General features: G+C 72.8%; 20 protein-coding genes and 1 rRNA gene. 13 read left to right on the top strand and 8 right to left on the bottom strand.

The annotated features are described in order from the left end of the window. Nucleotides 1–183: 183 nt before the first annotated feature. From rrf to ACFV9T_RS20495, 3 genes are all read left to right on the top strand, one after another. Nucleotides 184–300: ribosomal RNA gene (gene rrf, locus ACFV9T_RS20505) — 5S ribosomal RNA — on the top strand. A 256-nt stretch (nt 301–556) separates the two neighbouring features. Further along, the gene (locus ACFV9T_RS20500; RefSeq protein WP_385442248.1) at nt 557–1,342 is read left to right on the top strand and encodes a hypothetical protein; all 786 of its coding nucleotides are present in this window, start codon (nt 557–559) and stop codon (nt 1,340–1,342) included. Continuing rightward, nucleotides 1,324–2,100, top strand: a complete 777-nt coding sequence (locus tag ACFV9T_RS20495; RefSeq protein WP_385442247.1) for a hypothetical protein — start codon at nt 1,324–1,326, stop codon at nt 2,098–2,100. The genes ACFV9T_RS20500 and ACFV9T_RS20495 overlap by 19 nt, the downstream gene beginning before the upstream one ends. Before the next feature lie 88 nt (nt 2,101–2,188). Here the strand turns inward: ACFV9T_RS20495 and ACFV9T_RS20490 are convergent, their stop codons facing one another. Then, entirely contained in the window at nt 2,189–3,481 is a 1,293-nt protein-coding gene (locus ACFV9T_RS20490) for a DUF1015 domain-containing protein (RefSeq protein ID WP_385442245.1), read from the bottom strand. 78 nt (nt 3,482–3,559) lie between these two features. On the opposite strand from ACFV9T_RS20490, the gene ACFV9T_RS20485 reads away from it, so the two are divergent. The 4 genes from ACFV9T_RS20485 to ACFV9T_RS20470 all read left to right on the top strand — a co-directional run bounded on the left by ACFV9T_RS20485 (nt 3,560) and on the right by ACFV9T_RS20470 (nt 7,847). Then, entirely contained in the window at nt 3,560–4,591 is a 1,032-nt protein-coding gene (locus ACFV9T_RS20485) for an HAD-IIA family hydrolase (protein WP_385442244.1), read from the top strand. A gap of 165 nt (nt 4,592–4,756) precedes the next feature. Beyond that, entirely contained in the window at nt 4,757–5,818 is a 1,062-nt protein-coding gene (locus tag ACFV9T_RS20480) for a FecCD family ABC transporter permease (protein WP_385442242.1), read from the top strand. Next, complete coding sequence (locus ACFV9T_RS20475) at nt 5,815–6,879, top strand: FecCD family ABC transporter permease (RefSeq protein ID WP_385442239.1); 1,065 nt, start codon at nt 5,815–5,817, stop codon at nt 6,877–6,879. Before ACFV9T_RS20480 ends, ACFV9T_RS20475 begins: the two co-directional genes overlap by 4 nt. Next, nucleotides 6,876–7,847 carry an ABC transporter ATP-binding protein gene (locus ACFV9T_RS20470; RefSeq protein WP_385442237.1) on the top strand — a complete coding sequence of 324 codons (972 nt, stop codon included), beginning with the start codon at nt 6,876–6,878 and terminating at the stop codon, nt 7,845–7,847. The genes ACFV9T_RS20475 and ACFV9T_RS20470 overlap by 4 nt, the downstream gene beginning before the upstream one ends. Nucleotides 7,848–7,907: 60 nt before the next feature. Here the strand turns inward: ACFV9T_RS20470 and ACFV9T_RS20465 are convergent, their stop codons facing one another. Continuing rightward, nucleotides 7,908–8,255 carry a sterol-binding protein gene (locus ACFV9T_RS20465; protein ID WP_385442235.1) on the bottom strand — a complete coding sequence of 116 codons (348 nt, stop codon included), beginning with the start codon at nt 8,253–8,255 and terminating at the stop codon, nt 7,908–7,910. 66 nt (nt 8,256–8,321) lie between these two features. Between ACFV9T_RS20465 and ACFV9T_RS20460 the strand changes: the two genes are divergently transcribed. The 6 genes from ACFV9T_RS20460 to ACFV9T_RS20435 all read left to right on the top strand — a co-directional run bounded on the left by ACFV9T_RS20460 (nt 8,322) and on the right by ACFV9T_RS20435 (nt 15,861). Beyond that, nucleotides 8,322–8,636, top strand: coding sequence for a hypothetical protein (locus tag ACFV9T_RS20460; protein WP_385442232.1), 315 nt, complete (start codon nt 8,322–8,324; stop codon nt 8,634–8,636). Nucleotides 8,637–8,708: 72 nt separating this feature from the next. Then, nucleotides 8,709–9,578, top strand: a complete 870-nt coding sequence (locus ACFV9T_RS20455) for a TlyA family RNA methyltransferase (RefSeq protein WP_385442271.1) — start codon at nt 8,709–8,711, stop codon at nt 9,576–9,578. Continuing rightward, entirely contained in the window at nt 9,575–10,540 is a 966-nt protein-coding gene (locus ACFV9T_RS20450) for an NAD kinase (RefSeq protein WP_385442230.1), read from the top strand. Before ACFV9T_RS20455 ends, ACFV9T_RS20450 begins: the two co-directional genes overlap by 4 nt. Nucleotides 10,541–10,706: 166 nt before the next feature. Further along, nucleotides 10,707–12,458 carry a DNA repair protein RecN gene (recN, locus tag ACFV9T_RS20445; protein WP_385442228.1) on the top strand — a complete coding sequence of 584 codons (1,752 nt, stop codon included), beginning with the start codon at nt 10,707–10,709 and terminating at the stop codon, nt 12,456–12,458. A 925-nt stretch (nt 12,459–13,383) separates the two neighbouring features. After that, nucleotides 13,384–14,517 (top strand): glycosyltransferase family 4 protein, encoded by a 1,134-nt coding sequence (locus tag ACFV9T_RS20440; RefSeq protein WP_385442269.1) that lies wholly within the window; start codon nt 13,384–13,386, stop codon nt 14,515–14,517. Between the two features lie 171 nt (nt 14,518–14,688). After that, on the top strand, nt 14,689–15,861 hold the full coding sequence (locus tag ACFV9T_RS20435; protein ID WP_385442225.1) for a glycoside hydrolase family 64 protein: 1,173 nt from the start codon (nt 14,689–14,691) through the stop codon (nt 15,859–15,861). Nucleotides 15,862–15,867: 6 nt separating this feature from the next. Here ACFV9T_RS20435 and ACFV9T_RS20430 read toward each other — a convergent pair whose 3' ends face one another. The 6 genes from ACFV9T_RS20430 to ACFV9T_RS20405 form a co-directional block, all read right to left on the bottom strand. Then, complete coding sequence (locus tag ACFV9T_RS20430) at nt 15,868–17,565, bottom strand: PucR family transcriptional regulator (RefSeq protein ID WP_385442223.1); 1,698 nt, start codon at nt 17,563–17,565, stop codon at nt 15,868–15,870. 67 nt (nt 17,566–17,632) lie between these two features. Beyond that, nucleotides 17,633–17,896 carry a hypothetical protein gene (locus ACFV9T_RS20425; protein WP_385442220.1) on the bottom strand — a complete coding sequence of 88 codons (264 nt, stop codon included), beginning with the start codon at nt 17,894–17,896 and terminating at the stop codon, nt 17,633–17,635. Beyond that, nucleotides 17,893–22,614: a putative T7SS-secreted protein gene (locus ACFV9T_RS20420; RefSeq protein WP_385442218.1), complete on the bottom strand. Its 4,722-nt coding sequence runs from the start codon at nt 22,612–22,614 to the stop codon at nt 17,893–17,895. Before ACFV9T_RS20420 ends, ACFV9T_RS20425 begins: the two co-directional genes overlap by 4 nt. Continuing rightward, nucleotides 22,614–23,279, bottom strand: coding sequence for a hypothetical protein (locus tag ACFV9T_RS20415; RefSeq protein WP_385442216.1), 666 nt, complete (start codon nt 23,277–23,279; stop codon nt 22,614–22,616). Before ACFV9T_RS20415 ends, ACFV9T_RS20420 begins: the two co-directional genes overlap by 1 nt. Further along, on the bottom strand, nt 23,276–23,731 hold the full coding sequence (locus tag ACFV9T_RS20410; protein ID WP_385442214.1) for a hypothetical protein: 456 nt from the start codon (nt 23,729–23,731) through the stop codon (nt 23,276–23,278). The genes ACFV9T_RS20415 and ACFV9T_RS20410 overlap by 4 nt, the downstream gene beginning before the upstream one ends. 85 nt (nt 23,732–23,816) lie before the next feature. Then, nucleotides 23,817–25,619, bottom strand: coding sequence for a glycoside hydrolase family 15 protein (locus ACFV9T_RS20405; protein ID WP_385442267.1), 1,803 nt, complete (start codon nt 25,617–25,619; stop codon nt 23,817–23,819). Between the last annotated feature and the right edge of the window lie 324 nt (nt 25,620–25,943).

Genomic DNA, 25,943 nt, shown 5'->3' with positions numbered 1-25,943 from the left:
GGTTGATAGGCCAGATATGGAAGCCGGGTAACCGGTGGAGTTGACTGGTACTAATAGGCCGAGGGCTTGTCCTCAGTTGCTCGCGTCCACTGTGTGGTTCCCGGGTTGCGAACAGTCGCACCGGTGAATCAGTTCCACTTACTTAATTGAAAAGTGTGCTTGTTCGCTAGAACCCGATAGGGTTTCGGTGGCCATTGCGTTAGGGAAACGCCCGGTTACATTTCGAACCCGGAAGCTAAGCCTTTCAGCGCCGATGGTACTGCAGGGGGGACCCTGTGGGAGAGTAGGACGCCGCCGAACAATCTTTGGAGGACCCTTGGTCCCAGCGTTCATGCTGGGACCAAGGGTCCTTTTTATTTTGACCTGAAGACAGGAGTCACGTAGATGTCCACCAACTCTTCCGACGACCGGGGAGACCGCGAGCCGCGGCGCCGGGACGGCGGCGACCGGAGGGACTTCCGCGACTCCGGACCGCGCCGCGACCGTGACGGTGGCTCCCGTCCGCAGGGTGGTTCCCGTCCGCAGCAGGGTGGGTTCCGTCGTGACGATCGCCGGGATGACCGTCGTGACGACCGGCGCGACGACCGTGGTGGCTTCCGCCGCGATGACCGCCGCGATGACCGGCCCCGTGGGCCGCGCCGTGACGACGACCGTGGCGGACGTCCGGGGGGTGGGTTCGGCGGGCGCCGTGACGACCGTGGAGACCGGCCCCGTGGTGGCTCCGACCGCCGGGATGACCGCCCCCCGTTCCGCCGCGATGATCGGCGTGACGACCGTCGGGATGACCGGCGCGACGATCGTGGTGGGTTCCGTCGCGACGATCGGCGTGACGACCGTCGTGATGATCGCGGTGGGTTCCGCCGTGATGACCGTCGTGACGAGCGTCGCGATGACCGCCGGGATGACCGTGGTGGGTTCCGTCGCGATGACCGTCGTGAAGACCGGCGCGATGACCGTGGTGGATTCCGCCGGGACGACCGCCGGGACAGTGGTTCCCGTCCGCAGCAGGGTGGGTTCCGTCGCGATGACCGGCGCGATGATCGCCGGGATGACCGTGGTGGGTTCCGCCGTGATGACCGTCGTGACGACCGGCCCCGTGGGCCTCGTCGTGACGATGACCGTGGCGGTGGCTTCCGCGGTGGGCGCGACGACCGTGGGGCTCGGCGTCCGTACGGTGGCGGCCAGGGGCGGGGGCGCGACGACCGGTCCGGGGGCTACGGCCGTCGCGACCGCGACGAGCGCGGCGGCCGGGACCGCGACCGCGAGCCGATCAAGCGGCTGCCGATCCCCGAGGACGTCACCGGCGACGAGATCGACAAGGACGTGCGGCAGGAACTGTTGAGCCTGCCGAAGACCCTTGCCGAGGATGTCGCCAAGAACCTCGTCATGGTCGCCAAGCTGCTGGACGAGGAGCCGGAGCGGGCGTACCAGTACTCCCGCATCGCGTTGCGGCTCGCCTCCCGCGTCGCCGCCGTCCGTGAGGCGGCCGGGTTCGCGTCGTACGCCGTCGCGAAGTACTCGGAGGCGCTGGCGGAGTTCCGCGCCGCGCGCCGTATGACCGGCAACAACGACCTGTGGCCGGTCATGGCCGACTGCGAGCGCGGCATGGGCCGTCCTGAGCGGGCGCTGGCCATGGCCGGTGAGCCCGAGGTGCAGAAGCTGGACCGGGCCGGGCAGGTCGAGATGCGCCTGGTCGCGGCCGGTGCCCGGCGCGACATGGGCCAGGCCGACGCCGCCGTCGTCACCCTGCAGAGCCAGGAGCTGGCATCGAACTCCATCCAGCCGTGGACCGCGCGGCTGCGGTACGCCTACGCCGACGCGCTGCTCGCCGTCGACCGTGAGGACGAGGCGCGGGAGTGGTTCGCGAAGGCGCTGGAGGCGGACCAGGGCGGCACCACGGACGCCTCCGACCGGCTCGCGGAGCTGGACGGTGTCGAGTTCGTGGACGCGCTCGACGCTGATGAGGTCGCCGAGGAGGCCGAGGTCTCCGAAGAGGTCGCCGAGGTCGCTGAGGAGACCGCGGAAGCCGCAGAGGTCGCAGAGGTCGAAGAAGAGGTCGAGGAGACCGCAACCTCGGCCGAGGACAGAGACCGTAGCTGATGCCTGAGGGCGGAACCCCGGCCACCACCCCCGGCCGGGGCTCCGCCCTCTTCGTATGTCCGCGTATGTCTTCGTATCTCTGCGCGGCTCAGCCCAGGGTGAGGCTGCGCAGCACCAGCCCGGTGGCGGGCTTCGGGCCGAAGGACGTCGACTTGCGCGGCATGGCGACCCCCTGGCGCGCCAGCTCGTGGACGACCTCCTCGCACACCGGATGCATGAGCACCGCTGTGCCGCCGTGCCGCTCCGCCTGTTCGACGGCCGCTTCCGCGTTGTGGATGTAGCCGATGTGCTCGGCGCTGTCCGGGATCTGCCAGAGGTGGTCCAGGAGCAGCGCGTGCAGGACCGTCGCGTCCAGCGACCGCCAGGCTTCCGGCCGTCCCTCGGGGACCGTACGGGCCAGCAGCCCGGGGTCGGGCCGGTCGAGCAGGTGGAATCCGCCGTCGCCCGCGAGGAGGAACGCGTTCCGCCCGTCCGGTGCGGTGGCCGTCTCCGCGAGGGCGTCCAGGGCGCGGGGCAGCGGGCCGTCGACGGTCCGTACCCGGAAGGCGGTGCTGGCCGTGGCCAGCGCCTCGGCCACCGGGAGGTGGCGCAGCAGCCGGTGGATGGCCCGGACGCGGAGCGGGTAGCGGGCGGTGTCGACGAGGAGGACGAGGCCGAAGTCCCAGGGGCCTGGCTCGGGCCGTTCCTCGCGCAGCCGCAGATAGGTGGCCCAGCGGTGGTGGCCGTCGGCGATGAGCGCCTGGCGGTCGCGGAGATCGGCGGCGACCGCGACCAGGTCGGCCGGGTCGGTGACCCGCCACAGATGGTGGTCGAAGCCGTCTTCGGTGGTGGTGGAGAGCAACGGCTCCTGCTGGATGGCGCGTTCGATGACCCCGGCGGCGCCACCACCGGCGTCACCGCCGTTGCCGCGATAGGCGAGCAGCAGGGGTTCGAGGTTGGCCGCGGTGGCGCGCATCAGGTCGGCGCGGTCCTCCACGATGTGCGGCATGACCTCCTCGTGCGGGAGGACGATGCCCTCCTCGCGCGGGCTCAGCCGCAGGGCGCCGATCAGCCCGCGCTGGAGGATGTGGCTGTCGCGCTGTTCGTAGACGTACAGCGCAGGCTCGGGATCGGGCGCGAGGACGCCTTCGGCCTGCCAGCGGCGCAGTGTGTCAGCGGCCTGCCGGTGGCGGTCGGCGGGGGAGCCAGCCTGCGGGAGGATGAGCCGGACGATGTTGTACGGATCGGCCGTCTCGAGTTCGCGCAGACCATCGGGCCGTACGACCACGTCGTAGGGCGGTGAGGTGACGGCGGCGAGACTGCCGACCTGTTCCGCGACGTAGCGCAGCCCCCGGAAGGGGGTGAGCTGGAGACCTTGCCCGCCAGGCCCTGAAGTGCTCATTAGAGAATGTTATGCCCCGGTCGTCGATGAGCCATGATCGGGGGGAGAACGCATGGATCGCGAGGAGAGTGGCCCCCCATGAACCAGACCGTCCGCACCGCGCCCGAGGGCAGCGAGCAGCCGCTGAACGCGGCGTACGACACCGCGCTGCTGGACCTCGACGGGGTGGTGTACGCGGGTGGCGAGGCCATCGCGTACGCCGTGGAATCGCTCGGCACCGCGCGGGACGACGGGATGCGGCTGGCGTACGTGACGAACAACGCGCTGCGCACACCGCAGACCGTCGCCGAGCATCTGACCCGGCTCGGGGTGCCCGCCGGGGCCGAGGACGTGATCACCTCGGCGCAGGCCGTCGCCCGGCTGATCTCCGAGCAGCTGCCGCAGGGCTCGCGGGTGCTGGTGATCGGCGGCGAGGGGCTGCGGGTGGCGCTGCGCGAGCGCGGGCTGCTGCCGGTGGAGTCCGCCGAGGAGGACCCGGCGGCGGTGGTGCAGGGGTACGGCGGACCGGACATGCCGTGGGCGCGGCTGATGGAGGCGGGCTACGCGGTGGCGCGCGGGGTGCCGTGGTACGCGTCCAATACGGACCTGACGATTCCGAGTGGTCGCGGGATCGCGCCGGGCAACGGCGCGGGGGTGGAGGTCGTACGGATCGTGACCGGCCAGGACCCGCAGGTCGCGGGGAAGCCGCTGCCGCCGATGCACCGCGAGACGATCCTGCGGACCGGGGCCCGGCGGCCGCTGGTGGTGGGGGACCGGCTGGACACCGATATCGAGGGCGCGTACGCGGGCGGGGTCGACTCGCTCCTCGTACTGACCGGGGTGACGACCCCGGCGCAGCTGCTGGCGGCGGAGCCGAAGCACCGGCCCGCCTATGTGGACCGCGACCTGCGGGGGCTGCTGACGCCTCAGCCGGTGGTCGAACCGGTCGACGGGGGCTTCCAGTGCGGCGATTGGACGGCGTGGGCGGTCGACGGCGCACTGCTGCTGGAGGGGGACGGCGCCGAGTCGCTGGACGGGCTGCGGGCGTTGTGCGCCGCCGCGTGGGACGAGGCGGGGGAGGGTGTGAGCGGCGCGGACGCGGGGAAGGCATTGGCTCGGCTGGGGTTGTGAGCCCCCGGAGCCGCCCGCAGTCCCCCGGGGCGTTACGCGGCCGGGGCCTGGGGTGATGTGGCCGTAGACGGGGCGCGGGGCGGGGACCCGGCCGGGTGTCACAGGCGGGGCTTAGGGTAACCTAACCTAAGTCTTGATCGGCCGTGCTGTGAGGTGGAGTTCCGCGTGACCCTGGTCAGTCCGGCGAAAGCCGGACCCGAGACAGCGACCGATACGGCGGCCCCGCCACCCCGCCAGCAGAACGCGCGCCGAGCGGCCGGGCTCGTCGTCTCCCTCTGTGTGCTGCTGGCCGTCGCGGCCGCCAGCATCGCGATCGGCTCCAAGCCGATCGCGCTGGGGGACGTCTGGCACGGGCTGTTCCAGTACACCGGCAGCGACACCGATGTGGTGATCAAGGACGTACGGGTGCCGCGCACCCTTCTCGGGGTGCTCGTGGGCGTCGGCCTCGGGCTCGCTGGCGCGGTCATCCAGGCCCTCACTCGTAACCCGCTGGCCGACCCCGGGCTGCTGGGGCTGAACGCGGGCGCGTCCGCCGCCGTCGTCTCGGCGATCAGCTTCCTCGGCGTCACCTCCCTGACCGGCTATGTGTGGTTCGCCTTCCTCGGCACCGCCGTCGCCTCCGTGCTGGTGTACGCGCTCGGCGGCAGCCGGGGCGCCACCCCGGTGCGGCTCGCGCTCGCCGGTACGGCCGTGTACGCGGCGCTCTACGGCTACATCAACGCCGTACAGCTGCTGGACAGCGCGGCGCTCGACAAGATGCGCTTCTGGACGGTCGGTTCGCTGGCCTCCGCCAATATGACCGTGGTCCGGCAGGTGGCCCCGTTCCTCCTGGTCGGCGCGGTGCTGGCGCTGCTGCTCGGCCGTTCGCTGAACGCGGTGGCGCTCGGCGACGACACGGCCCGCGCGCTCGGCACCAACCTGGCTCGCACCCGGGCGATGTCCATGCTGGCCGTCACCCTGCTGTGCGGGGCCGCGACCGCCGCCTGCGGGCCGATCGCCTTCGTGGGGCTGATGGTTCCGCACCTGGTCCGGGCGCTCACCGGCCCCGATCTGCGCTGGACGCTGCCGTACGCCGCGCTGCTGTCGCCCGTCCTGCTGCTGGGTTCCGATGTGATCGGGCGGGTCGTCGCCCGGCCCGCCGAACTCCAGGTCGGCGTCGTCACCGCGCTCGTCGGCGGACCCGTCTTCCTCTACCTCGTACGCCGCCGAAGGATGACTCAACTGTGAACGCGAGCAAGCGCACCACGACGCCCAGGACGAGCGGAGTCACGCTGCGCACCGGCGGCCTGTCGCTGCGGCTGGACGTGCGCAGCGTGGTTGTGGGGCTGCTGCTGCTCGCCGTGGCGCTGGCGATGAGCGTGGTCCTGATCGGCACCGGCGACTTCCCCATGGCCCCCGGCGATGTGCTCAACTCCCTGGCCGGGAACGGCACCATGGCCCAGGACTTCATCGTCCACGACCTGCGGCTGCCGCGCGTCCTGGTCGGGCTGCTGGTCGGCGCGGCCCTCGGGCTGGCCGGGGCGGTCTTCCAGTCCATCTCCCGCAATCCGCTGGGCAGTCCGGATGTGATCGGCTTCGGGCAGGGCTCGGCGGCCGGGGCGCTCGCCGTGATCGTCCTCTTCCAGGGCAATCCGGCCGAGGTCGCCGTCGGCGCTATCTGCGGCGGACTGCTGACCGGGGTCGGGGTCTACGCGCTCGCCTGGCGGCGGGGCGTCCACGGCTACCGGCTGGTGCTGGTCGGCGTCGGCACCTCCGCGATGCTCGCCGCCGTCAACGGCTATCTGCTCACCAAGGCCGACCTCCCCGACGCCACCCGCGCGGTGGTGTGGCTGACCGGGTCGCTCAACGGCCGCGACTGGGCCCAGGTCTGGCCGCTGGCCTGCGTCTGCGCGGTCCTGCTGCCGGTGATCCTCGGGCAGTCGCGGGGGCTGCGGATGCTGGAGATGGGCGACGACAGCGCGTACGCCCTCGGGGTGCGGGTCGAGCGGACCCGGCTGGTGCTCATGTTCGCGGGCGTCCTGCTGACCGCCGCCGCCACGGCCGCCGCCGGGCCCGTCGCCTTCGTGGCGCTGGTCGCCCCGCAACTGGCCCGCAAGCTCACCCATTCGGCCGGACCCAATCTGCTCCCCTCGGCCTGGATGGGCGCGGCCCTGCTGGTCACCGCCGACTGGTCCGCGCAGCGGGCCTTCGGCGCCGACCAGCTGCCGGTGGGCGTGCTGACCGGGATGCTGGGCGGCGCCTATCTGCTGTGGCTGCTGGTGACCGAGCGCAAGGCGGGGCGGATATGACGGAACGCAAGGGCAGTAAGGGCAGCAAGGGCGACAGGGAAAAGGACACCGGGCAGACCGTGGCTTCCAGCACCAACACCAGCACGAGCAATACGACCACCGGCGCGACGACCGACCGGCAGCGGCTCACCGCCGAGGGGCTGACCCTCGCGTACGACCGGCGCACCGTCGCCGAGGGCCTGTCGGTCACCATCCCCGACCACTCGTTCACCGTGATCGTCGGCCCCAACGCCTGCGGCAAGTCCACCCTGCTGCGCGCCCTGTCCCGGATGCTCAAGCCGACGGCGGGGTCGGTGCTGCTGGACGGGGAGGCGATCGGTTCGCTGCCCGCCAAGAAGGTCGCCCGCACCCTCGGCCTGCTGCCGCAGTCCTCCATCGCCCCGGACGGGATCACCGTCGCCGACCTCGTCGCCCGTGGCCGCTACCCGCACCAGGGGCTGCTGCGGCAGTGGTCGGAGACGGACGAGCGGATCGTCCAGGAGTCGATGGCGGCGACCGGCGTGGCCGAGCTGGGGGACCGCTATGTCGACGAACTGTCCGGCGGGCAGCGCCAGCGGGTGTGGATCGCCATGGCCATCGCCCAGCAGACGCCGCTGCTGCTCCTGGACGAGCCCACGACCTACCTGGACATCCAGCACCAGATCGATGTCCTCGACCTGTGCGCCCAGCTCCACGAGGAGCAGGGCCGCACCCTCGTCGCGGTGCTGCACGACCTGAACCACGCCGCCCGCTACGCCACGCATCTGATCGCGATGCGGGGCGGGGAGATCGTCGCGGAGGGCGCGCCGGGGGACATCGTCACGGCGGAGCTGGTGGAGCGGGTCTTCGGGCTGCGCTGCCAGGTCATCGACGACCCGGAGACGGGGACTCCGCTGGTAATACCGGCCGCCCGCCAGTCCCGTAAGACTGTGGAGTCGGGCGCGGAGGCCTCGGCGGAGCCGCTGGCCGCCGCGGCGAGCGAGTCCTGAGCCCCGGGCCCTCGGGGAGAGGGGACACGCCGGGTTACGGGCCGGGGCGGTGGGTGAGTGCTAGAGCAGCTTCCGCAGCCGCAGCAGGTCGCGCAGCCCGGCCTCCAGTTTGACCCGGCCGGTGCCCCAGGCCCGGGCGAAGTGCAGCTCGCCGTCGACCAGGGCCACCAGATCGTCGCCGGACATCGCCAGCCGGATCTGCGCGCGCTCGGCGGGCGGGCCGGACGAGGTCGTCACGTCCTCGATGCGGCTGTCCACGAGACGGCCGAGGAAGGTCGTGTCGAGGTCGGTGATCCAGCAGCTCACGGAGCGATCGAGCGCGGCGGCGCTGCGGAGGTCCCCGTTCGCGCCCGCGAGGTTCTCCGCCAGTTTGTCGAGTGCGTCGCGGCACTGTTCCAAGGTGGCCATCGCCGACGACGGTACCGCAGGTCGTGCCCCGTCGGAGAACGTGCGCTTCGCGGTAGCGTCGGGGGCATGAGTGAGCCCACGCCGGGCGGACGGCCCGGGTCAGAGCCGGAAGCGGAGCCTGCCGACGCGACCCCCGGGCCGCCCGAAGCGCCCGCGGAGGCGCCGTCCGGGCCCGCCGGTCCGGCGCCGCTCGGGGTGGCCCGTACGCCCACCGGCGTACCCGACGTCGACGCGCGGCTCGACCGGCTGGCCGACGCGGACGACCTCCCGGTGAGCAGTCATCTGGAGGTGTACGAGGATGTGCACGGGGGCCTGCGCGACACGCTGACGGCACTCGACCGGCGGCCCGGACCTCCGGCCCCGCCCGCCCCCTCCTCGTAAGACCCCGCAAGCCTCCGTAAGACCGCGCAAGACCGCATACGGCCGACCCCAGGAGCTGAACCACCCGTGGCAGTGACCCGCCCACGACGCGTACGACTCGACGCGGAGCTGGTGCGCCGCAAGCTGGCCCGCTCGCGTGAGCACGCGAGCCAGCTGATCGCGGCGGGCCGGGTGACCGTCGGCGGGGCCACCGCGACCAAGGCCGCCACGCAGGTCGAGACCAGTGCGGCGGTCGTCGTGACCAAGGACGACGGCGATCCGGACTATGTCTCGCGCGGCGGCCACAAGCTCGCGGGCGCCCTGTACGCCTTCAGCGAGGAGTACCGCGAGGGGCCCGGCCGGACCACGGACCCGACCCCGGTCTCCGGCTCCGGAGCGCTGACCGTCGCCGGGCGGCGGGCGCTGGACGCGGGGGCGTCGACCGGCGGTTTCACCGATGTGCTGCTGCGCGCGGGCGCCGCCCATGTCGTCGCCGCGGACGTCGGTTATGGGCAACTTGCATGGTCTTTGCAAAGTGATGAACGCGTGACCGTTCTCGACCGTACGAACGTACGCGAGCTGACGCCGGAGCAGATGGGAGGCGAGCCCGTGGACCTTGTCGTCGGAGATCTCTCCTTCATTCCGCTCGGGCTGGTACTGCCCGCCCTGGTGCGCTGCACCGCGCCCGACGCCGACCTGGTGCTGATGGTCAAGCCCCAGTTCGAGGTCGGCAAGGAGCGGCTCGGCAGCGGCGGTGTCGTCCGCAGCGCCGAGCTGCGTGCCGAGGCGGTGCGGACGGTGGCTCATCAGGCGGCGGACCTGGGGCTTGGCGTGCTCGGCGTGACCGCCAGCCCGCTGCCGGGACCGTCGGGGAACGTCGAGTACTTTTTGTGGATGCGCGCCGGGGCGCCGGCACTGGACCCGGACGATGTTGACCGTGCAGTGGCGGAGGGGCCCAGTTGACCACTTCAGAAGCAGCGGCAAAGGCGGAGTCGGCGGCGGACGCAGCGTTCAAGCCGACATCGGAGTCGACCGCCGACCGCACCGTGTTCCTCCTCGCGCACACCGGCCGCCCGGCGGCCATCCGAAGCGCCGAACTCGTCGTCCAGGGGCTGGTGCGCAGCGGCATCGGCGTGCGGGTGCTCGCCGCCGAGGCGGCGGACCTGCCGCTGCCGCCCGAGGTCGAACTGGTCGACGCGGGCCGTGACGTGCTCGACGGCTGTGAACTGCTGGTCGTGCTCGGCGGGGACGGGACGCTGCTGCGCGGTGCCGAGTTCTCGCGCATCTCCGGTGTGCCGATGCTCGGCGTCAACCTGGGCCGGGTCGGCTTCCTGGCCGAGGCCGAGCGGGACGACCTGGACAAGGTCGTGGACCGGGTGGTGAGCCGCCAGTACGAGGTCGAGGAGCGCATGACCATCGATGTGCTCGTCCGTAACGACGGGCACATCGTGCACACCGACTGGGCACTGAACGAGGCGTCCGTGGAGAAGGCGGCGCGCGAGCGGCTGCTGGAGGTCGTCACCGAGGTCGACGGCCGCCCGGTCTCCCGCTTCGGCGGCGACGGCGTGGTGTGCGCGACGCCGACCGGCTCGACCGCGTACGCCTTCTCGGCCGGTGGCCCGGTGGTGTGGCCCGAGGTCGAGGCACTGCTGATGGTCCCGATCAGCGCGCACGCCCTGTTCGCGAAGCCGCTGGTGACGACGCCGGAGTCGGTGCTCGCGGTCGAGGTGCAGCCGCAGACCCCGCACGGGGTGCTGTGGTGCGACGGGCGCCGCACCGTGGAGCTGCCCGCCGGGGCGCGGGTGGAGGTGCGCAGGGGAGCGGTGCCGGTCCGGCTGGCCCGGCTGCACCACGCGTCGTTCACGGACCGGCTGGTGGCGAAGTTCGCGCTGCCGGTGGCGGGCTGGCGCGGGGCGCCGCACTGACCTTCGTTCGCCAGGGGGAGGGCCCGGGAAAACCCTTTCGAGGGGGTACGTCCCTCAGCCCTCCCCGGTGCGGAAGACGAGGTGGCGCGGCCACCGGGCGATCACCCGGAGCGACGGTGCGGCCGTCCCCGGGGGTGGCCGTCGCGAGGTGGCCGGTAAACCTCGTATGGTCTTGCACGTGCTGGAGGAGATGCGGATACGTGCCCTGGGTGTCATCGACGATGCCGTAGTCGAGCTGTCACCCGGCTTCACCGCGGTAACCGGCGAGACCGGCGCGGGCAAGACCATGGTCGTCACCAGTCTCGGGCTGCTGCTCGGCGGCCGCGCCGACGCCGCCCTGGTGCGGATCGGCGCCAAGGCGGCGGTCGTCGAGGGCCGGATCACGGTCGACGCCCGCTCGTCCGTCGCCGTACGGGCCGAGGAGGCGGGGGCCGAACTCGATGACGGGGCGCTGCTGATCAGCCGTACCCTCTCCGCCGAAGGCCGCTCCCGCGCCCATGTCGGCGGCCGGTCCGTGCCGGTGGGGCTGCTCGCGGAGCTGGCCGACGACCTGGTGGCCGTCCACGGGCAGACCGATCAGCAGGGCCTGATGCGGCCCGCCCGGCAGCGCCAGGCGCTGGACCGGTACGCGGGCGCCGCCGTCGCCGGGCCGCTGGAGAAGTACGCGGGCGCCTACCGGCGGCTGCGCGCCGTCGCCGCCGAGCTGGACGAGCTGACCACGCGGGCGCGCGAGCGGGAGCAGGAGGCCGATCTGCTCCGCTTCGGCCTGGAGGAGGTCGCCGCCGCCGAGCCGCGGGCCGGTGAGGACGACGAACTCGCCGCCGAGGCCGAGCGGCTGGGCCACGCCGAAGCCCTCGCGTCCGCCGCGGCCCTCGCGCACGCCGCCCTCGCGGGCAACCCGGAGGACTTGGAGGCCGTGGACGCCGCCACCCTCGTCGGCGGCGCGCACCGCGCCCTGGAGGCGGTCCGCTCCCACGACCCCGCCCTCGCCGGGCTCGCCGACCGCATCGGCGAGGTGGGCATCCTGCTGTCCGACGTGGCCGGTGAACTGGCCGGATATGCCGACGATCTGGACGCCGACCCGCTGCGGCTCTCCGCCGTCGAGGAGCGCCGCGCCGCGCTGGCCCAGCTGACCCGTAAGTACGGCGAGAGCATCAGCGATGTGCTGGCCTGGGCCGAACAGGGCGCCGTCCGGCTCGCCGAACTCGACGGCGACGACGACCGCATCAGCGAGCTGACCGCCGAACGCGACGCGCTCCGCGCCGACCTGGGCGGGCTCGCCCAGGCGCTCACCGACGCCCGTACGGAGGCCGCGGCGCGCTTCGCCGAGGCCGTCACCGAGGAACTGGCCTCCCTCGCGATGCCGCACGCCCGGGTGACGTTCGCGATCCGGCAGACCGAGGCCGTGGACGAGGCGGCCGGAGTCGAGGTCGGCGGGCGGGCCGTGACGTACGGTCCGCACGGCGCCGACGAGGTCGAGCTGCTCCTCGCCCCCCACCCCGGCGCGCCGCCCCGCCCCATCGCCAAGGGCGCCTCGGGCGGTGAGCTGTCCCGGGTGATGCTCGCGGTCGAGGTCGTCTTCGCGGGCTCCGACCCCGTACCGACGTACCTCTTCGACGAGGTGGACGCGGGCGTGGGCGGCAAGGCCGCGGTCGAGGTCGGGCGTCGGCTGGCCCGGCTCGCCCGCTCCGCCCAGGTGGTGGTCGTCACCCACCTGCCGCAGGTCGCCGCGTTCGCGGACCGGCACCTGGTGGTGGAGAAGACGAACGACGGGGCGGTGACGCGGAGTGGTGTGAAGGCGATGGAGGGGGAGGACCGGGTGCGGGAGCTGTCCCGGATGCTGGCGGGCCAGGACGATTCGGAGTTGGCCCGGGCCCATGCGGAGGAGTTGCTGGAGGCGGCGCGCGCGGGCCGCTGACCGGCGCTGCCTTTTCCCCACCCCGCCCCTTCCCGAACCGGGCGCTGCCCGGCCCCGCCGGGGCTGCGCCCCTGGCCCCCGCCGGTGGCGTTCCGCCCCGGGCCCCTGCCTGGGCTCTGCCCCGGGCCTTTGCCCACGGCCCCGCTGTTGCCCTGCCCCGGGGCCTGCGCTGGCTCGCTGGGGTCGGGGCCCCGGTGCTGTGTCGGTCCGGGTCCAGGCCGGGGTCCTTCCCCCACCCCGCCCCTTCCCGAACCGGGCGCTGCCCGGCCCCGCCGGGGCTGCGCCCCTGGGCCCCGAGTGGGCTCGGAGCTGGTCCGGGCTCGTGCGGGGGAGTGTTGGAGGCGGCGCGCGGGCTGCTGGCCGGGGTCCTTTTCCCCACCCCGCCCCTTCCCGAACCGGGCGCTGCCCGGCCCGCCGGGGCTGCGCCCCTGGCCCCCGCCGGGATTGGTTTCCCGGTCCCGCTGGGCTTGGCCCCCCTGGGCTCCTGCCCTGGCCCGCCGGGGTTTGGCCCCGCCGGGCTCGCCCCAGCGGCCGGTCCGGGTCCGGTTGTTGCCGGGGCCGCCCCGGGGCCCGGGGCGGCGCTTGCGGTCCTGATCTTGCCGGGGTTTGGCCCCCGGACCCGTGCCCACGGCCTCGCTGCCCCCCTGGCTTCTCCTCGGGCCCTGCGCTGGCTCGCTGGGGTCGGGGCCCGGTCCTGTGTCGGTCCGGGCCCAGGGGCCGGGGAGGGGTACCGGATGGGGGAGGGGCGGGGTGGGGAATGGGCGTGGGGTCACCCTTATGGGTGATGTTGCGGACGTACGGGCGAGCGGTGGGTGGGCGTGGCTTGGGGACGTTGCGGCGCGGGCGGTGCGAAGGCTGGCATTCTTGGCGCAGCAACCCGCACCTCCGTCACCGCCCCAGGAGCTCCGCCCGAGTGAGCAGTACCGTGAGCGACACCCCGGTCCCGCTGCACGGGCAGCCGTCGCTGCATGCCGTTCAGGTGCTGGGCGGCGGCAGTTCGGGCAGTGGGGTGCACGTGCGGTCGCTGTCGGCCGGGCTGGTGGCGCGTGGGCTGCGGGTGACCGTCTGCGGGCCCCGGAGCGCCGAGGAGGGGTACGGGTTCACGGAGGCGGGCGCCGGGTTCGCCCCGCTGGACGGCCGTACGGACGCGGGGAGCGTCGCGTCGCTCCGTACCGCCTGCGTCGGCGCGGGGCTGGTGCACGCGCACGGGCTGCGGCCCGGGCTGCTGGCCGCGCTCGCGCTGCGCGGCCGGGGCATTCCGCTCGTCGTCACCTGGCACACCAGGGCGGAGGCCGACGGGCCGCGGGCCCATCTCGTACGGCTGATGGAGCGGCGGGTGGCGCGGGCCGCGTCGGTCGTGCTGGGGGCGTCCTCGGACCTGGTGGCCTGGGCCCGTGACCGAGGGGCGCGCGACGCGCGGCTCGCGCCGGTCGCGGTGCCCGCCCCGCGCCCCGCCCCCGAGACGGACGACGGCGCCCGCCAGAAGGCGCGCGCGGACCTGGGCGCGGTGGATCGGGGGTTGCTGCTCGCGGTCGGCCGTCTGGACGCCGCTGCGGGCCATGGCGCGCTGCTGGACGCGGCGCGTGCCTGGCGGTCCCTGGACCCGCCGCCGCTGCTGGCGATCGCGGGGGAGGGGCCGGACCGTGCGCTGTTGCAGCGCCGGATCGATACGGAAGGGCTCCCGGTGCGGCTGCTCGGCCGCCGGGACGACGTACCGGGGCTGCTGGCCGTCGCCGATGTCGCGGTGCTGTCCAGCCGCTGGGAGGCGCGCTCGCTGCTGGCCCAGGAGGCGCTGCACGCGGGGGTGCCGCTGGTCGCCACGGCGGTGGGCGGGGTGCCCGAACTGGTGGGGGAGGCCGCCGAACTCGTCCCGTACGGCGACTCCGGCGCCCTGGCCGACGCGGTGATCCGGCTGCTGGCCGACCCCGGGCGCCGCGCGGAGTTGACCGCGGCGGGGCGGGCGCGGACGGCCGAGTGGCCGACGGAGGACGACACGGTGGCCCATGTCCTCAGCGTCTACGACGAATTGGTGCAGACCTTTCTGTGTGTAGGGGGTTGACGCCCCCGGGCGCTGATCGGCAGGGTTCTGCGCGGTGGACCGAGAGAGCGCTCTCCAATGGGGTGTCTCCCACGCCCCCACGCCGTGCGCGCACGCTCCACTTCATGAACCACTTCGTGCGCCACCACGTTGTGTCCCGGCAACCCCCACTACGCCGAGGAGTATTTTTTCATGATCAGTCGCAGGAAACTGCTGGGTGGAATCGCTGCCTCCGCCGCTGCCGCGGGAACCGGCCTGACTCTCGCGACCGGCCGCGCCGGAGCCGCGGAAGGCCCGGCGATCGCCGAAACGCTTCCCCTCACGGTCGTCAACAAGACCGGCCAGTACGGCAACGCGTCGGTATGGCTCTACATCGTCGGCAACGCCGACAACCAGCAGGTCCGCGTCACCCCCGACGGAAAGCTCGCCCCCATCGCGCTCTCCGACAACGGCGCGGACGGCTTCACCGACTACGCCATCCCGCTCTCGGGGAGCGGTGACACCAAGCTGACGCTGCCGCGCATGTCCGGCCGGATCTATGTCGCGCTGGGCGCCAAGCTCAAGTTCAAGGTGGTGGCGGACGGGGCGGGCAAGGCCGCGCTGCAGTACCCGGCGGGCTGGGTGTCCGGCGACCCGAACTACCAGGTCATGCACGACTGCGCGGAGTTCACCTTCAACGCCTCCGGCATGTTCTGCAACACCACCATGGTCGACATGTTCAGCGTCCCGCTCGCCATCCGCCTCACCGGCGCCAAGGACCAGACGACCGGCACCCTCAAGGACGGCGCCCGCGCCCGGATCTTCTCCGACCTCCGCGCGGTCGAGGCGTACAAGCCGCTGGTCATCGGGGACGATCTGCGGGTCATCGCACCCGGCCACGGCCTGGGCGCGGGGCTGTTCCCGCAGGACTACTTCGCGTCGTACATCGACCGGGTCTGGGACACCTACGGATCGAAGGACCTCAAGGTGACCACCAACGCGGGCACCTTCACCGGCCGGGTGAGCGGGGGCAAGTTCGCGTTCACCGGCCCGGCGGCGGTCTCCTTCGACAAGCCGTCCACCAAGGACGTGCTGTTCTGCGACGGCGCCCTGGCCGCGCCCAACGACGGTACGACCGGGCCGGTCGCGGCCATCCTCGGGGCGGGCTTCAACCGCACCACGCTGCACAGCGCCGCCGCCCAGCCGACCACCGACCCGGCCGCCTTCTACGGCGAGCAGGTCACCCACCACTACGCCAAGGCCATGCACGCGGCGACGGCGGACGGCAAGGCGTACGGCTTCGCCTTCGACGACGTGGCCGACTTCGCCTCGTACATCCAGGACACCGCCCCGAGCGGGATCACGCTCACCCTGACCCCGTTCTAGAACGCCTCATCGCACATGGCGTCTGGCCTGGAGGGCCACTCCCAGGGCGAGCACCGTCTGGGGGTCCTCCAGGTCCGTGCCGAGCAGCCGGGCGATCCGGGCCAGCCGGTCGTACAGCGTCTGGCGGTTGAGGTGCAGCGCGCGGGCCGTCTCCGCCTTGCGGCCCGCGTGCCGCAGATAGACCTCCAGCGTCGGCACCAACGGCGGGCGGGCGGTGCGGTCGTGGGCGAGCAGCGGGCCGATCACCCGGTCGACGAAGGCGGCCAGATCCCCGTGTTCCCGAAGTCGCCATAGCAACAGGTCGACATCGAGGCTGCGGACGTCGTACCAGTCCCGGTCCGCCAGCCCGTGCGCCGCGTACGCCGCCTCCGCCGCGTGCCGCAGCTCACCGCCGACCGCGTCCCATCCGGCCGCCAGCCCGGCGATCACCACCGGCGGACGCACCCCGGCGGGACGGTCGGGCCAGGCCCGCTCCACCCCCGCCCGCAGGGCCGCCGCGACGCGCGCCGCGACCGCACCCCGGTCCGCCGAGGTGCGCAGCCCGGCCAGCAGCGGCACCCGGCCCTCCGGCAGCCGTACGCCCAGCAGCACCGGAACGCCGACCGCCGCCAGCTCCTCCCGCAGCGCGTGGGCCAGCGTGGCCCAGCTCTCCGCGTCGCCGCCCGCCGTGACCGCGCGCCCGCTCCCGCTCAGCGGATGGGGGTCCTCCGCGAGCCGCATCACCATCGGCAGCAGCGGGCCGTCACCGGACGGCCGGAAGCCCAGCACCCGCGCCTGCGCGGGCGCGTCCGCCGCGTCCACGCGCCCCTCCGCGAGATCGGTGAGGAAGTCGCCCCGGCCGCGCGCCGCCAGCTCCTCGTCCTGGCGCGCCCGCAGCAGCACCACCGCCAGCAGATCCGCGGTCCGCTCGGCGGCGATGCGGTGCACCGGGGCGAGCGGCGCGACCACCGGCAGCACGGCCAGCCGGGCCCGTACCGCGCCCGGCCCCTGGCCGCCGCCCGGCACATCGGCCAGCACACTGCCCGCCGGAGGCTCGGGCGGCCCGGCCGTCTCGGGCCGCCGCCGGTCGGCGTGGCGGCCCCGCAGCCCCTCCCACGCCTGGAGCGGATCGGTCCCGCCGGGACGTACGCCCCCGGGCCCGGCCGCGTACAGCAGCCGCCCGTCGGGGGTCTCCAGGAACACCGGGTTCCCCGCGAACTCCGCGAAGTTCCGCAGCAGCTCCGGCACTCCGCCGCCGCGCAGCAGCACCTCGGTGCCCTGGCGGTGGACGACATCGGCCTGGCGCAGCAGGGCGTAGTGCTCGTTGACGATCTCGGTGTGGATCTCCTCGGTGACCGCCACGAACGGCACCTCGCGGTGCAGTTGCACCAGCGGCAGCCCGCACGAGCGCGCCGCGTCCACCACCGCCACCGGCAGCGTACGGAACCTCGGGCCCAGCTCCACCACCAGCGCCGCGATCCCGCGCTCGGCCAGCCGCCGGACGAAGGCGCGCTGCTCGGCGGCGCGGGGGCCGACGCCCAGGCCGGTGGTCAGCAGCAGCTCGCCGCCCTTGAGGAGCGCGGCGATGTTCGGCGCCTCCCCCGCGTGCACCCACCGCACCGGGCGGTCCAGCAGCTCGCCCCCGGTCACCACCTCGGGGAGGCCGCGGCGCAGGGCGGGCAGGTCCAGCGCCCGGCCCACGGTGATCGTTCCTTGTGTTTCCATCCGGTTCCGGCTGTCGGCCCTGCTCAGAGTCCTGCTCAGGGGTGTTGGGGATACGGTCGCGGGAGCCTCACTGACCGGCGGCGCCCCGCAGCCGCCGCGCGGTGTCGATGTCCCGCCGCAGCGCGCTGAGCCGGGGCGGTTCGCGGGTCGCGTCCAGGACGACGACGTGCAGCTCGTCCCCGACCTGGGCCGGTGCGACGCTCTCGTCCCACCAGGAGGGATGCTTCACCTGGTCGATGAAGCCGGGCACGCCGTCCACCTCGACCCTGGCTCCCACGGGGGCCACCGCGACCACCGTCACATCCAGCTCCTGGTGGTTGCGAAATGTCACGAAGGCCCTCCGAATATAGATACCCAACTGCGTCCCTGGGTCAGCTCATTGAATCTGTCGAGCTTCTCCACCGGGATCTCGAATTCCAGGCGCGCCGCCCCATTGGGGCCATTGAAGTCATGGACCTTGGCGTGCTCGCCGAACTCTTCCAGGAACGACGGATGCATGTCGTATTTGACCATGCCCTTCGCGAAGTTCACTCCCGTCGGTCCAGCATACTCCGCGGCGACTGCCTTTTCGCCGAAGTAGATCTTCCCGTCGGACATGATGCCGCCGCCGATGTCCACGCCGGGCTGGTGGTTGGCCGGATTCGGGCCGTGCGCCAGCTCGTATTCCGCGTGGGCCCCCTTCGGGGTGCGGTAAATCGGGATGTAATCCGGCGCCAGCCCCAAGTGGTCCGTCCAGGTATGGGGGTTGGCCACATAGGTGGACGGATTAGGAGCGGGGGCGAGACCGAGGGGATCCGGGGTGAGATAGCGGGCCGTTTCCGGATCGTAGTGGCGGAAGTAGTTGTAATGCAGGCCGGTTTCCGGGTCGGCGTACTGGCCCGGGAAACGGAGCGGGGTGTACGCGGTGCTTCCGGCGGACCAGGCGGTGGCGCCCCACAGGGTGGCGCGGGTGTGCCAGGCGACGTCGCCGTGCTCGTCGACCAGTTCGGTCGGGGTGCCGACCAGGTCGGTGACGATGGCGAAGAAGCGGGAGTCGATCTCTTCCTGGTCGTCGCCGAGGATGCGTTCGGTCTGCGCGACGGGCCGCAGATCCTGGTGGTCCCAGGTGAGGGTGACCGGGTGCGGCAGCCGGTGCGCCGTGGTGGTCTGCTCGCACAGCGTGGAGCCGTCCCAGGTGAAGTCGGTCCGCTCAAGGACCGTGGTGCCGTCGTCGGCGAGGCGGAGCTTGGCGGTGCGGCGGCCCAGCGGGTCGTAGAGGTACCGCCAGCGGGTGCCGTCCGGGGTGGTGACGGAGACGAGGCGGTCCTCGGCGTCCCAGACGTAAGCCCAGGTGTCGGGCTTGCGGGACAGCCGGGTCTTCTGGCGCAGGGTGATGCGGCCGAGCCGGTCGTGTTCGTAGCGGACGCTCCCCGCTCGGGTGATGCGGGTGCCCTCGTAGGCGCGCTCGCCGGTGGCCTCGTGGCCGGGGTGGCCCGCGGGCCAGGTGGCGGCGGTCTGGTTGCCCGCCTCGTCGTACGCGTACGTCTCGGTCCACCCGGCCGCGCGGACGGCGGTGACCCGGCCGCTCACGTCGAGATCGAGGTGGCGCGGCCCGTGCAGGGCGTCGTCCACCTCGGTGAGGTTGCCGTCGGCGCGGTAGGTGTAGCCGCGGTGCCGGACGCGGTCACCGGACGGGCCGGTGACGGTCTGCGCGGTGAGGCGGCCGACCGGGTCGAAGGCCTGGCTGAGGGTGAGGGCGCCGCTGATACGGCGGGTCAGCTCGCGGCCCGCGGCGTCATAGGTGAAGTCGAGGGCGCGGCCGGAGGCGGTCATTCCGGTGTGGTGCCCGGCGGCGTCGTAGCTCCAGGTGGTGGTGGCGCCGGTCGGCGTGGTGCGGCCGGTGCGCCGTCCCAGCTCGTCGTAGCGGTACGTCAGGGCGCGCCCGTCGACGGCTTCCGAGCGCAGCCGCCCATGGCGGTCGCGCAGCAGGGTGAGGGCGACGCCGTCGGGGCTGGTGGCCTGGGCGAGCTGGTCGGTGAGGTCGTAGGCGTAGGTGGTGATCCGGCCGTCCGCGTCCTTGCGGGTGATCTGGCCGAGCGCGTTGCGGTCGTACGCGGTGGTCTGCCCCAGCGCGTCGGTGCGGGAGGTGAGACGGCCTGCCGGGTCGTGGCGGTAGGCGAGCGTACGGTCGTCGAAGTCCGTCTCGGAGACCAGGCGCCCCGCCGCGTCGTAGGTGTAACTCCACGTCAGGCCCTGGGGGTTGGTGACCTGGGTGAGGCGCAGCTCGTCGTCGTGCTCGAACCGGTAGCGCGTGCCGTCCGGGGCGGTGCGGGTGGTGAGCAGGTCGAAGTCGGAGTACGCGAAGCGGGTGACGCCGCCGATCCGGTCGGTGTGGCTGGTGCAGTTGCCCTCGCCGTCCCAGGTCCAGGCCTCGGTCGCGCCGTCGGGGTGGACACGGCGGGCGAGCCTGCCCTCGACGGTCCACTCCAGCCGGGTGGTGGCGCCGGTCGGGTCGGTGACGGTGGCGGGGCGGCCGAAGGCGTCGCGCGCGTAGCGGGTCGTGGCGCCGAGCGGGTCGGTGACCTCGACGGGGAGGCCGGAGCGGTCGCAGCGGACGGTGGTCGTGTGGCCCAGCGGATCGGTGACCGCGATGAGCCGCCCCGCCTCGTCGTAGGCGAAGTGGGTGGTGCGGCCCGCCGGGTCGGTGGACGAGGTCCGGTTGCCGCGCTCGTCGTAGGCGTGGCGGACCGTGTTGCCGTCGGGCCCCTTCACCTGGACGGGAAGGTCGAGAGCGTTGTGGCGGACCGTCGTCTCGCGGCCGTCGGGGCGGGTGACGGACACCGCGTCGCCGTCGCCGTCGCGGTCCTCGTAGCGGTAGGCGGTGGTGTGGCCGAGCGGATCGGTCCGGGTGAGCAGGCGGTTGCGGCGGTCCCAGGAGTAGCGCGTGGTGTGGCCGAGGGGGTCGGTCTCGGCGACGACCTGGTGGGCCTCGTTGACGAGGAAGCGGCGGATGTGGCCCGCGCCGGTCGTGGTCTCGGTGACCCGGTGCCCGGTCGCCCGGTCGAACGTGTCGTACGTCAGGCGCAGCGCCATATGGCCCGCGCCGCCGCCCTCGGCGATACAGCGGTCCTGGTCGTCGTAGGCGTAGCGGTACGAGCGGTCGTTGGTGTCGGTCCAGGAGGTGACGCGGCCCCGGTCGTCGTAGCCGAACCGCAGGGCCCGGCCGGAGGAGTTGACCACCTCGGTGAGATGGCCCGTCTCGCCGTAGCCGTACCGTTTCACCTCCTGGTCGGTGCCGTCCGGTGCCGCGCCCGCCAGCTGGAGCGCCGTGATCCGGCCGCCATCGGTGGTGACCTTGAGGTGCTGGCCGCCGCTGGAGACGATCGCGGTGGGGGCGCCGTCCCGGTCGTACTCGAAGGTGAGCCAGTTGCCGTTGCGGTCGTCGATCTGCTCCAGGACCGCGAGCCCCTCGCCCCGGTCGGCGAAGTGCCGGACGCGGCCGGTGTCCGGGTCGGTCACGACGTAGCCGCCGTCCGTGCGGTCCAGCGGGCGGCGCGGGCCGTGGCTCGGCAGGACGGGGACGCCGGGGGCCGGGTGGGGGTAGTTGAGCAGCAGGCCGTCCTCGGTGACGAAGAGGACGCCCTCGGCGTCGATCTCCAGGCGCTGGTCGGCGGTGGAGGACCAGGAGGGGCCGAACCACCGGCCCAGCCGGTAGCCGGACTCGACGCGGCGGGTGAAGACCAGGGGCAGCGTGCCGGGCAGCGCGAGGTCGGTCTGCGGCAGGTACATCCGGCCCGTCGCCATGTCGATGGGGTCCGAGCCGTTGCTCTCCACCGCGTGCTGTTCGCGGGCGACCCGGTTCGGCCCGTGCGCGCCCGCCCCGCGTTCGGCGTCGCGCAGCGTGGAGCGCGCCGCGCTCTCGGCGCCCTCCTTGAGCCCGAGGCGCACTCCGCCCCGGGCGAGTCCGGCGCCTTTGGTGCCGATGAGTTCGGGGATGAGGCGGCCGATGAACTCGGAGGGGTCCTTCTTGAAGCCGTCGACGGCGGCGGTGACGATGCGTTCGGGGTGGGCGGCGGTGGAGACGAGGCCGGAGAGCGTCGTGGAGACGTTCTGCATGTACTCGGCGGGGTGGGTGAGGTTGTAGGGGTCGGTGGGGTTGAGGCCGCGGGCGAAGTTGACCAGCCCTGCGGTGCCTTTGAGGATGCCGCCTGCGACGTGGGTGAGTTCGACGTTCACGGCCTGGTAGCCGTCGACGATGTTGTCGCCCAGCCGGTCCAGCGGCGGGGGTTCGGCCGGGGCGTGGGCGAGGGCGGATTCGACCTTGCCCTGGGCGTCGGAGGCCGCGCTGTTGCGCTGCTTGCGGGCCTCGGCGAGCTTGCTGTGGGCGGAGGCGACGTCGGCCTTGCCGGGGTCGGTGAAGGGGGCGGGCTTCGGGCCCGGGTCCTCGTTCGCCTTGATCTTGGCGTTATACGCGTCGGCCTTGTCGTTGTACGCCTTCACGGCGTCTTCCGAGGCCTTGCGGCCCTTCTTGTACAGGTCGATGGCGTCCTGCGCCTGGCGCTGGGCCCAGGCGACGGTGTCGGCGTAGGAGTCCAGGGCGCCGCCCGCCGTCTCGCACGCCTCGGCCGCGTGGGCCCACTTGGTGGGGTGGACGCCGAAGGCCTGGCGGAAGCCCTCGCCGCCCTCGCCCTTCCACCCGGCCGAGTCGACTTTCCGCATGCCCTGGACGACCTTGTCGAAGGCGGTGTGGAAGTCCTTGAGGTGTTTCGCGCTCTCGCGGATCTTGCCGGGGTTGCCGTGGATGAGTTCATTGGCTTCCTCGGTCTCGCCGAGCTGCTGTTCGCCGGGGGTGGCGCCCAGGTCGGAGGCGACGTCGTCGCCCCAGTCCTCGACGGCGTCCGCCGCGCCTTCCAGGCCGACGTAGTCGAGTCCGTCGCCGACCTTGTCGGTGGCGTAGTCGATGCCCTCGCCGAGCTTCTTCTTGCCCTCGTCGATGAGGTCTTCACCGATGCTCAGGCCCTTGTTGACCCCGCTGGTGATGCCGTCGCCGATGTCTCCGAAGATGCCCATCAGCCCTCACCGCCCGGGTCCGCGGGCTGCTGTGCGGCGGCCTGGGCGCGGGCTTCGGGGGAGGGGCCGAAGGTGTTGTCGAGCATCTGGTCGTACTCGGTGTCGGACACGCCGAGCGCGCCGTGCAGGTTCTCCGGGTTCAGGCCGAGCGGTCCGACGGTGTGGGAGGTCATGACGTCCCGTCCGGCGTCTTTCCAGCCCTGTGCGCTGGTGGCCATGGCCTGGTCGAAGGACTCCTTGCTGTAGTCCGCGCCGCCGAAGGCGCCGGAGGTGGCGATGTCGCCCCAGCCCTGCTGGGTGACCTCCTCCTCGGAGGCGTACGGATTGCCGATCGCCGCGTTGGCGACGACCTTGAGGCTGCCCTCGGCGTACTTCTCCGTCTCGTAGTACGTGCCCGCGGCCATGCCGGTCTTCTGGGCCAGCGCGTTGCCCTCGTTGACCAGCGACCGCACCCCCCACTCCCAGCGCTCGCAGAACGACGTGAACTGACCCGTCAGCCCCTCGTGCCCCAACTCCAGACCGGACAGCGCCAGATCCCCGAAACCGCGCCCGGCCCCGGCCATGCCCACCATCCCGAGTTCCTTCAGCTCGCCCAGAGCCTCCGTCAGACCCTTGGCGATCAGAGCCAGTCCGTCGGTCTTGAGATCCCCGCCACCGCCGCTCATACGGCACCCCCCTCGTCCCCGTCCCGGTCGACGGCCACCGCGTCCGGAACGATCCCCTTCACCGGCGGGAAGACCATGCCGTCCACGCCGTCCGCGCAGTCCAGGGCGACCCCGCAGGGCACCCCGGCGGCCGGGACGGCGACATCGAGGAGGCGGGCGCCCAGGACCGTCCGGTACGTCCACTCGCGGCGGTAGGCGCCGCGGGCCTCGGCGTACCGGGCCAGCGCCCGCTCGTCGGAGAACGCGAGGATGAAGCGGATGCCGCCCCAGTCGGCGGTCAGCAGCCCCCGCTCCTTCTCGGGGCCGGGCTCGTCACCCAGCGGCACGAGCACGGCTGTCCGCCGGAACTCGCCCAGCAGCTCGGCGAACGCCCGTCTGCGCGCCGCCGCTTCAGGATCCTCGGACGCTCTGTTCAGCGGCGGCCTGTCCGCCCCGCCCCCGTAGTCAGACATACGGCCATCATCACGACTGCATCAAGCCAAAACAACGCCGTTGTCGTCACACCATCGTCACAACCCTTGCGGAAAGGGCGCCGCGTCAGCCGCCGTACGCGCCGGAGGCGGTCAGCCGCAGGGCGGTGTCGATCAGGGGGACGTGGCTGAACGCCTGCGGGAAGTTGCCCACCTGGCGCTGGAGCCGGGGGTCCCACTCCTCGGCCAGCAGGCCCAGGTCGTTGCGGAGCCCGAGCAGCTTCTCGAAGAGCCTGCGCGCCTCGTCCACCCGGCCGATCATCGCCAGGTCGTCGGCGAGCCAGAACGAGCAGGCGAGGAAGGCGCCTTCGTCGCCCTCCAGGCCGTCCACGCCCGCGTCCTCGCCCGCGGTCGGGTAGCGCATCACGAAGCCGTCGGAGGTCGACAGCTCGCGCTGGATCGCCTCGATGGTGCCGATGACCCGCTTGTCGTCCGGCGGCAGGAAGCCCATCTGCGGGATGAGCAGCAGCGAGGCGTCCAGCTCCTTGGAGCCGTAGGACTGGGTGAAGGTGTTGCGCTCGGCGTCGTAGCCCTTCTCGCACACATCGCGGTGGATCTCGTCGCGCAGATCGCGCCAGCGGTCCAACGGGCCGTCCACATCGCCCGATTCGATCAGTTTGACGGTGCGGTCGACGGCGACCCAGGCCATCACCTTGGAGTGCACGAAGTGGCGGCGCGGGCCGCGCACCTCCCAGATGCCCTCGTCCGGCTCGTCCCAGTGCTCCTCCAGGTAGCGGATCAGCTTGAGCTGGAGCACGCTCGCGTAGTCGTTGCGGGCGAGGCCCGTCATATGGGCGAGGTGCAGCGCCTCGGTGACCTCGCCGTAGACATCCAGCTGGAGCTGGCCCGCCGCGCCGTTGCCGACCCGGACCGGCTGGGAGTTCTCGTAGCCGGGCAGCCAGGTCAGCTCGGCCTCGGACAGCTCGCGCTCACCCGCGATGCCGTACATGATCTGCAGGTTCTCCGGGTCGCCCGCGACGGCGCGCAGCAGCCATTCGCGCCAGGCGCGCGCCTCCTCGCGGTAGCCGGTGCGCAGCAGGGAGGACAGGGTGATCGCCGCGTCCCGCAGCCAGGTGAAGCGGTAGTCCCAGTTCCGTACGCCGCCGATCTCCTCCGGCAGCGAGGTGGTGGGCGCGGCGACGATGCCGCCGGTGGGGGCGTAGGTGAGCGCCTTGAGGGTGATCAGCGAGCGGACGACCGCGTCCCGGTAGGGGCCGTGGTACGTGCAGTGCTCGACCCACTCCCGCCAGAACGCCTCGGTCGCCTCCAGCGCGGCCTCCGGCTCGGGCAGGGCGGGCGGCTCCTTGTGCGAGGGCTGCCAGCTGATCGTGAAGGCGATCCGGTCGCCGGGGGCCACCGTGAAGTCGGCGTAGGTGGTGAGGTCCTTGCCGAAGGTGTCGACCTCGGTGTCCAGCCACACCGAGTCGGGACCGGCGACGGCGACCGTCCGCGAGTCCACCTTGTGCACCCACGGCACGACCCAGCCGTACGAGAAACGCATCCGCAGGCTGGAGCGCATCGGCACCCGGCCGCTGACCCCCTCGACGATGCGCACCAGCTGCGGGGCGCCGTCCCGGGGCGGCATGAAGTCGATCACGCGGACCGTGCCGCGCGGGGTGTCCCACTCCGACTCCAGGGCGAGCGAGTCGCCCCGGTAGCGGCGGCGGTCGGCGACCGGCGGCTCGCTTCCGTTGGTGTGGGCGGGGCCCAGCCGCCAGAAGCCGTGCTCCTCGGTGCCGAGCAGACCGGCGAAGACGGCATGGGAGTCGAAGCGCGGCAGGCACAGCCAGTCGACCGTCCCGTCCTTACAGACGAGAGCGGCGGTCTGCATATCACCGATGAGTGCGTAGTCCTCGATACGCCCGGCCACGTGCTTCCCCAATCGAACGGCCGTACGCGCCCCGCGGGGGGTGCTCACGGTCTCCGGAAATATTGGACGAGCTCTTGTTCCGGAGGCGTGCTGGTGGTGCCGTGCCGGGGCTCGCGTAGCGTTTCGTCCGAGCAGGATACGACGGCGGACTGTGATCCGCTTGAGCCCGTCCATATCGTGGCTCGCGTCACGACCGCCGATCGGGTGGTGGGATCGATACGCGTCGTTGTCATGACAGCGTACGGTGCGGCAGAGGCGCGGCGGGCGGTGCCACGCGGACGGCCTCCACCGGCCGCCCCGGGGCACTGATACCCTGGTAGCCCG

This window comes from Streptomyces sp. NPDC059850 (genome assembly GCF_042731515.1).
Taxonomy (GTDB): Bacteria; Actinomycetota; Actinomycetes; order Streptomycetales; family Streptomycetaceae; genus Streptomyces.
Note: the sequence above shows the minus strand (reverse complement) of the source record. Positions and strands in the feature narration are given on the sequence as shown.